Here is a 7,994-nt window from a genome sequence, read left to right as displayed (position 1 = left end):
ACTCTACCCTATCCAGAAACTTTACTGTGGGTTACCGCTTAGCCAAGGGTGAAAAACTCGAAGAAATACAAGCCAATATGGAAGAGGTGGCAGAGGGAATCAATACTGTACGCCTGATGAAAGCATTTGTGGAAGGAACAGGAATGCGTGCACCCATTACAGAAAACCTCTATAAAGTACTATTTGAAGACCTTAAAATTGAAGAAGCGCTGCAATACTTGATGAAATATCCCTTCAGTGTAGATGTGGATTTTCTTTAATTAATTTAAATCCTCTAGAAATTTAGAAAAAATCCAAGAATCAAATCTGTTCGAATTTTGATTTAACTGCCATCCTGCAAATACTATTTCATCGTTTCCCCTTTTTCTTACCGCGTAAACCCTACTATTATGGGAATTTTGTGATATTGCCTCCTCTTTGATAAGATCACCCCCTCTATTAAATAAAGCTATTAAAGCCTCATCCAGATCCCCGTCACCCTTATTGGTAAAACCAGCAAATAAAATTCCCTCTTTTGTGAATTCTAAATCATAAAACCAATTTTTTCCGGACTCATAAGTTTGGTGGTTAATCTCAGAAACTTTATTGCCCTGACTGTCAATTTCAATTGCCCAGGCTATAGTCTGCCTGGTACCTACAACCCAGAACCCTCCTAAACCATTTTCTTTAATCTTGTTAATAGCCTGGAATCCTTGATTTCCAAATTCCTTCCCCCATTTTAATTGTCCTTCTTCAATCAAATAAACCAAAACACCCTCATTCGCAATCCCTTCTCTGATTTTTCTGGAACCTTGGATAAGCATCTTATTATCAGATAGTATCAGAATATGGTTGGCAAAATAATCCACATCAGTAGCCAATTGACCTAAATTGCTGGTCATCAATTCTCCAGTGAGACTGATTTCAAAAAAAGGTATACTCTTGTGAAAAGGAGGAATACTTTGCTCAGACCCGCTTACCAAGAAAAGTAGAAGTCTCGAATTGAACCACTTTAAGGACATAGTCTCTACCACTTCTTCCTCAGGAACCTCTAATTCAATTTCCCAGAGCGGATTACCATTGCTGTCGTAGGCAGATATCCCAGGTTTACCTCCTGAACTTTCTTTGGATTTTCCAGCAACAAAAATCAAATCATTAGCAATGACAAGCGTGTTGATTCCATGTTTTTCTGGCGTAGTTTGAAATAAAAATGCTCCTTTGGAATCCAGAACAGAAAAGTGTTCAAAATTGAAAATCACTAAGTTTCCATTATTTGAAATCTCTAAACCAGTGCTCCCTCCGTCATCTATTATCAGTTTTTCTAAGACCTCTTCGTTTGGATCAGAAAGAGGATCTTCCTGAAAACAAGAAAACATAAAAAAAGGCAAACTAAATAATATGATCTGCAGCTTATTTTTCATAATCAGCATATTTTCAACACTTTAAATTAATAAAAGAAACAATAAAACAAGTTTTTTTAGCTTTTTAAATGAAAGCACACATAAATCAGTTTTAAGAAACTTCCATTATTTTGACCCTTTAATCAATATCTCCTTTTGTTTTCATCCAGAATAAATAACTTATGGGTTAAAATAAATTTAGTGAAACTGAAATTTGACTTATGCTTAAGCGTGGCATCCAGAAATGGGATCTTGTATTTTTAATCATCAATTCTGTGATAGGCGCCGGAATTTTTGCCCTGCCCGCTAAGGTTTTTGCTTTATCAGGTATTTATTCCATTTTGGCTTTTTTGGTCTGTGCTTTGGTCATGATGGTCCTGATTTTGGTTTTTGCAGAGGTCAGTTCCAGATTTGAAAAAACAGGGGGCCCCTACTTATATGTATTGGAGGCTTTTGGGCCCATCCCTGCATTTGTGATTGGCTGGCTACTGATGCTGACCCGACTTTTTAGCTATGCCACTCTGATCAACCTTATGGTGTTGTATCTATCTTTCTTTTCGGATGTTTTTAACCAACCTGAAATTAGGATAGGCATGATCCTTTTTATTACAGGCCTGATCACTTATATCAATTGGATAGGGGTAAAAAACACCGCCAGAATCAGCAATATACTTACCGTTGCCAAACTTTTCCCTTTGGCAGTATTTATTGTGGTAGGTCTTTTTTTTATAGATTATGATCTGATTGAGCCCGGACCAATGCCGAGTTGGGAAGATTTCTCAGCTTCTGCTCTTTTGCTGATTTTTGCCTTTGGGGGCTTCGAAGCGGGATTGGTCAATAGCGGTGAGATTGTCAATCCCAGGAAAAATCTACCCTTTGGATTGATTACAGCAGCTGCCATCATTGCCGGTTTTTATATCATGATCCAGGTGGTTTCGATTGGAACTTTACCGGATTTGGCCAACTCTGACAAGCCACTGGCCGATGCTGCTACCGGATTTATGGGTTGGTATGGAGGCATGTTCATCACCATTGGTGCTGTCATTTCTATAATGGGCACTTTAAATGTGCAGATTTTAAGCGGTTCAAGATTGCCTTTTGCTTTGAGTTTGGAGGATCAACTACCCAAATTCTTTGGGAAAATACACCCGCGCTTTGCAACGCCTTTCGTATCCATCGCCTTTTTTGCTTCTTTGGTGGCTTTCGTAGCGATTGTATGGGGTTTTATGAGTTCTTTGGCCGTATCCGTAATTTCCCGCTTGATTTTATATGGAATGGTTTCTGCTGCTTTAATCAAACTCCGAAAAACCCAACCTGAGGGCAATCACTTCAAAATACCCTCTGGTAATTATTTTGCCATAGCGGGCATAGTAGCCACCATTTGGCTATTATCAGGAAGCCAGGCAGAAGAGATTTGGGACACCTTCATTTGGACTGGTTTGGGTTTGGGTATTTTTGCCATTCACAAGATTTTTTCCAAATACAAAAATGGGAGTAAAGAAAATTAGATTGGTTTTTATTAGTTTTAGGTTGACCCAATTTAAAGCCAATGACCCATTTCAAAATCTTTCTTTTTTTTATTGGTATTATCCTGGCCATCCCTACACATGCTCAAATTATACAAAAAGCACATAAAGAAGGAAATATCTATACGGCTGAGCAATGGCAGGTTCATGATATCATCTTTAAAAGTAGAGTAGATCTAAATGAAAACCCATTTGATGTGGAATTTGGAGCTATATACTCAGGTCCAGATGGACAGCGTATGGATGTCCCAGGTTTTTTCAATGGCAACAATGAATGGGTATCCCGCTTTTCTGCGTCTCAAACAGGCAATTGGACCTTTGAAACCTATTCCTCCAGACCCGAACTATCAGGACTGAAAGGCAGCATCAAGATCAGACCCAATACCAGACCCAATCAAAAAGGTGCTGTAAATATAGATTCCGAGAATCCCCAGACATTTGTCTATGAAGATGGCAGCCCTCATTTTTTGTTGGCGTACGAACTCGATTGGCTGTACGCTTTGGATTATAAGAATCCTGAAGGAATGTCTAGAACAGGTAAAATCCTGAATGATGTCCAAAACCATGGATTCAACCATGTGGTCATGAATGTCTTTGCTTATGACGTGGGTTGGGGAGTGGCAAAGGATGTTCCTGAAGAATATTTCTTCGGAAAACCGGATTATGGAATTTTTGAAGGTGGAAATGAAAATCCGAATTTTGACCGGCTTAACCTCAAACTTTTCCAGCATTTGGACAGGGTCTTTTTGGAAATGCAAGCGCGTGGTCTGGATGCCCACCTAATGATCTATGTCTGGAACAAAAAAGTAAACTGGCCGGAGATGTACAGCAAAGCTGACAACATGTACTTTGATTATATCATTGATAGATACCAAGCTTTTAGCAATGTCATCTGGGACATCTCAAAAGAAGCCCTTGACTATGGCAGATGTGATATTCCCTACCTGCACGAGCGCATCAGCAGGGTAAGGGCTAGAGATGCATTTAAACGCTTATTGACTGTCCATGATTACGAATACAATTCCCGGCATGAAGACAAGGTAGACTTTGTGTCCATTCAAAGCTGGAGGCCAAACCTGTATTCACTCATGCTTCAGGGAAGACAATTTCATACCAAACCAGTGGTCAATATAGAACATGGCGGCTATGAAGAAGGCCCTTATATATCCTTTTTAGGCAATTACACCAATGCGGAAACCTGCTTGGAAAGAACTTATGAATGTGTTTTTGCAGGAGTTTATGGTTCCTATTATTGGCAGGATGCAGCATGGAACATTGTGATCTGGGATGCTATGGATGAAAAACATGATTTTAATCCGCCACGCTATGATTATTACAAACATATGGTCGATCTTTTCGAAAAATTCAAGTTCAATGATTTCAAGCCTTCAGTACCAAAACTAACCACCAATGACAAAGGAGGAAATGATAATCTGGCTACGAATGGATTTGGAATGTACGACGACAAAGGGAATTATTTGATGTTGATCCCAAAAGAAACAGAAAGGACAAATGTAATCCTGCCCAAGCCCGAAAGTGGCAGAGTAAAAGTAACCTGGATGAATCCATTTACTGGGGAATATCAGGAAAAAGGAATAATTGATTGGTCAGGCTGGATGGAAATGGTAAGCCCCTGGCAGTATGAAATGAGTGTGTTGATTCTTGAAAGTATTTAATTGATATATGGTAGAAATAATGTTGAAATATGATGGATATTGGATTGAAATATAGTATATATATAGTCGAAATAGGTAAAAATAGATTATAAGATAGTCTATGGTAAAATGAATAACAACGTGACAGAAATAAATAGAATTATGAAAATAAAGACGGGATTTATTGGAAGCATAATTTTGGCAGTATTGCTTTTTGCTGCTTTTCCAAGCCTTGCCCAAAAACAAAAAGTCTGGCTAGACTCAGACACGGGTAATGAAATGGATGACCTCTATGCCATAGTACGTTTGTTGAAAGAGCCATCAGTGGAAGTAGTAGGCTTGAGCTCAGCCCATTTCAATAATCCGGATCTTTTGGTTTTCGAAAAATGGAATGCTTACGAAACCAAAGGGCTCAATACCTTAGAAGACTCACAAAGACTCAATGAGCTGATCCTGAAAACTATGGGACTAACCCATATTCCACACCCCAAAGGAGCAGACAGGCAGATTGGCCGGGCATGGGGTGGGACAGAACCCCGAGATTCACCAGCAGCTCGGGAAATTATAAAAATCGCCGAGGCGCTTCCAGATGGAGAAAAGCTGGATATACTCACTTTAGGCGCATTGACCAATATTGCTTCTGCTATCATTTTAGCTCCTGAAATCCTCCCTAAAATCAGAGTTTATGCTTTGGGTGCAAGGTACAATCAGCAGAACAGAGCCTGGAGCAAAAATGAATTCAATATCCGCAATGACCTGAACGCATTTGATTACTTGTTGGATCTAGCTGATTTTGACTTTACCGTTATGCCCTTGGAAACAGCCCTTCCATTAAAATATGACAGGGAAGAAACTTATGAAAGGACTGACGACAATGTCCCCATTGAAAAAATTCTGGCCGATCGATGGAGGGAGCAAAATCCCCAGGACAAAACCCGGGTCATGTGGGACTTGGCCTTGGTGCAGGCTTACCTTTTACCACAACATTCAGAAATATTATCAGTCAACAGTCCCCCCGAAAACAAATCCTTTACTGTGAGGATTTATTCAAAAATAGACAAAGACGCCCTGATGGAGGATTTCTGGAAAGTATTAAAACAATAAACCATGAACCTATATCGCCTATTCAGCCTTGCAGTATGCTTCCTGTTTCTTGCATGTTCTCCTTCTGAAGAGTATTCACTACCTGATTATTCAAAATGGAGTCATTTTGGCGGAACGAATGATGCTGCCAGGTATTCCTCACTCAGCCAGATTACTAAAGAAAATGTGAAAAACCTGGAAGTGGCATGGACATATCAAACAGGGGATGCCACGGACAGAAGCCAAATTCAGACACAACCCATTGTGGTGGATGATATCCTCTATGGAGTCAGTCCACAACTGAATGTCTTCGCTTTGAGAGCGGATACCGGAAAACCCATTTGGCGTTTCAACCCCTTTCAGGTATTGGGGGGAGAAAATTCTTGGGCAGGCTTGAACCGAGGAATTAGCTATTGGGAGGAAGGAGAGGACAAACGCATTTTTTCAAGCGCATCCAATTTCCTTATCGCACTGGATGCTACCACAGGCAGACCCATTGAAACTTTTGGTGAAAATGGCATGGTGGATCTGAAGAAAGAATTGGATACCGATATGGAAGACTTTCTGCTGGTCAGTAACAGTCCCGGAGTGATTTATCAGGATAAAATCATCATAGGCATGCGGCTGTCTGAAGGATTAGATGCTGCTCCAGGCCATATCAGGGCCTATAATGTCCGAACTGGGAAACGGGAGTGGATTTTCCACACCATTCCCCAGGAAGGACAATTTGGATACGATACCTGGGACCCTGATTACCTTGAGTTCATAGGAGGGGCGAATAACTGGGCAGGAATGAGCTTGGATGAGAATAGAGGGATTGTCTATGTGCCGACAGGGTCTGCTACCTATGACTTTTGGGGAGGATTCAGACATGGGGCCAATTTATTTTCCAACTCCCTGATAGCAATAGACGCCAATACCGGTGAACGTATATGGCACTTTCAAGGCGTACATCATGATATGTGGGACAGGGATTTCCCTGCTAACCCAAATCTTATTCGTATCAAAAAGGATGGAAAATGGATAGATGCTGTGGCTCAGACTTCCAAACAAGGGTATGTTTTTGTATTTGACAGGATCACTGGCGAACCTATCTGGCCAATTGAAGAAAAGGCCGTTCCTCAATCTACCCTTCCTGGAGAAAAGAGTTGGCCTACCCAGCCACATCCTACCTTACCGGAACCCTTTATGCGCATGGTTTACACCGAAGATGAAATTCTCCGCCTCACTCCAGAATGGGAGGCTGATATTCGGGGCAAACTTGACAATGTGAAGTTTGGGGACATGTGGCTGCCGCCCAGCCACGAACATGGGATTGTACTATTCCCCGGAATGGATGGAGGGGCCGAATGGGGAGGTTCATCTTTTGATCCATTTACACAGACATTGTATATCAATGCCAATGAAATCCCTTGGGTCATCCGCATGGGGGCCAATCCCAAATCTACCAGTCTAGGACAGGGCGTCTATGCCAACTATTGCGCCAACTGCCACGGCATGGACCGAAAGGGGAATCCTCCTGCCTTTCCATCCTTGCAAGATCTGGAGAAAAAATACGATGAAAAAAACTTAGATAACCTGATCAAAAATGGAAAAGGGGCCATGCCTGCCTTCTCCCATATTGGAGAAGATGAACGAAAAGCCATGATAGCCTACCTTTTTGGAGAGGAAAAAGAAAATCCAGGGCAAAAGAAAGAACTGGAAGGTGGAAAAGAAATGTTGACGCCGCAATTTTATATGCAGGGCTATTCCCGTTTACTGACAGAAGATGGCTATCCCGGAATCCAGCCACCTTGGGGAACGCTGACTGCCATTGACATGAATACTGGGAAAATCAAATGGCAATCTGTTTTGGGAGAATTTGATGAATTGACCGAAAAAGGCTTTGATCCTACAGGCACGGAAAACTATGGCGGCCCGGTAACTACAGCTGGTGGCTTGGTTTTTATAGCTGCTACCAAGGATGAGAAAATCAGGGCTTTTGACAAAGACAATGGAAAAGTCCTTTGGGAAGCCAAATTGCCGGCAGCAGGACATGCTACCCCTGCAGTATATGAAGTAAAAGGAAAACAGTATTTGGTCATCGCCTGTGGTGGCGGAAAAGGCACCAAGTCCGGAGATGCTTATGTGGCTTTTGCATTGCCGGATTGAGAAAAAATTTTGAACCACAACCAGTCCCGAAAATAGGGTATAGAAACAAAAGATTAAGCACATACTCCAATAGCAGATGGTTAGGATTTTGCAGGACGTATCGGGAAAACTTTTGTAGGCTTTGTTAACTTTTGTGGTTCAAAAAAGTTATTTTGGTTTTTGCCTCGACGACCTTATATTTATCAATTCAATTTGGTTGT

Annotated in this window: 6 protein-coding genes; 5 read left to right on the top strand and 1 reads right to left on the bottom strand. The window is 41.2% G+C overall.

From position 1 onward, the window contains the following. The coding region (locus QZT73_RS00625) for an NAD(P)H-dependent glycerol-3-phosphate dehydrogenase (protein ID WP_363331076.1) at nucleotides 1-260 on the top strand (260 nt) is incomplete at its 5' end. On the opposite strand, the gene QZT73_RS00620 is transcribed toward QZT73_RS00625, so the two are convergent. Further along, complete coding sequence (locus QZT73_RS00620; RefSeq protein WP_291786111.1) at nucleotides 261-1,400, bottom strand: hypothetical protein; 1,140 nt, start codon at nucleotides 1,398-1,400, stop codon at nucleotides 261-263. Between the two features lie 200 nt (nucleotides 1,401-1,600). Here QZT73_RS00620 and QZT73_RS00615 point away from each other — a divergent pair, with 200 nt between their 5' ends. From QZT73_RS00615 to QZT73_RS00600, 4 genes are all read left to right on the top strand, one after another. Next, nucleotides 1,601-2,887: an APC family permease gene (locus tag QZT73_RS00615; protein ID WP_291786109.1), complete on the top strand. Its 1,287-nt coding sequence runs from the start codon at nucleotides 1,601-1,603 to the stop codon at nucleotides 2,885-2,887. Nucleotides 2,888-2,928: 41 nt separating this feature from the next. Beyond that, nucleotides 2,929-4,581 (top strand): DUF5060 domain-containing protein, encoded by a 1,653-nt coding sequence (locus QZT73_RS00610; RefSeq protein ID WP_291786107.1) that lies wholly within the window; start codon nucleotides 2,929-2,931, stop codon nucleotides 4,579-4,581. 141 nt (nucleotides 4,582-4,722) lie between these two features. Further along, nucleotides 4,723-5,664 carry a nucleoside hydrolase gene (locus tag QZT73_RS00605; RefSeq protein ID WP_291786106.1) on the top strand — a complete coding sequence of 314 codons (942 nt, stop codon included), beginning with the start codon at nucleotides 4,723-4,725 and terminating at the stop codon, nucleotides 5,662-5,664. A 3-nt stretch (nucleotides 5,665-5,667) separates the two neighbouring features. Next, a complete protein-coding gene (locus QZT73_RS00600; RefSeq protein WP_291786104.1) occupies nucleotides 5,668-7,794 on the top strand; it encodes a PQQ-binding-like beta-propeller repeat protein in 2,127 nt (708 codons plus the stop codon). Nucleotides 7,795-7,994: the final 200 nt, after the last annotated feature.

The sequence above is a fragment of the Cecembia sp. genome (genome assembly GCF_007126775.1).
GTDB lineage: Bacteria > Bacteroidota > Bacteroidia > Cytophagales > Cyclobacteriaceae > Cecembia.
The sequence above is the reverse complement of the archived record's forward strand: the minus strand, read 5'-3'. Positions and strand labels throughout refer to the sequence as shown.

Coding starts and splice junctions, on each gene's coding strand:
- QZT73_RS00605 (WP_291786106.1), top strand. CDS start 4,723: ATGAAAATAAAGACGGGATTTATTGGAAGCATAATTTTGGCAGTATTG.
- QZT73_RS00600 (WP_291786104.1), top strand. CDS start 5,668: ATGAACCTATATCGCCTATTCAGCCTTGCAGTATGCTTCCTGTTTCTT.
- QZT73_RS00615 (WP_291786109.1), top strand. CDS start 1,601: ATGCTTAAGCGTGGCATCCAGAAATGGGATCTTGTATTTTTAATCATC.
- QZT73_RS00620 (WP_291786111.1), bottom strand. CDS start 1,400: ATGAAAAATAAGCTGCAGATCATATTATTTAGTTTGCCTTTTTTTATG.
- QZT73_RS00610 (WP_291786107.1), top strand. CDS start 2,929: ATGACCCATTTCAAAATCTTTCTTTTTTTTATTGGTATTATCCTGGCC.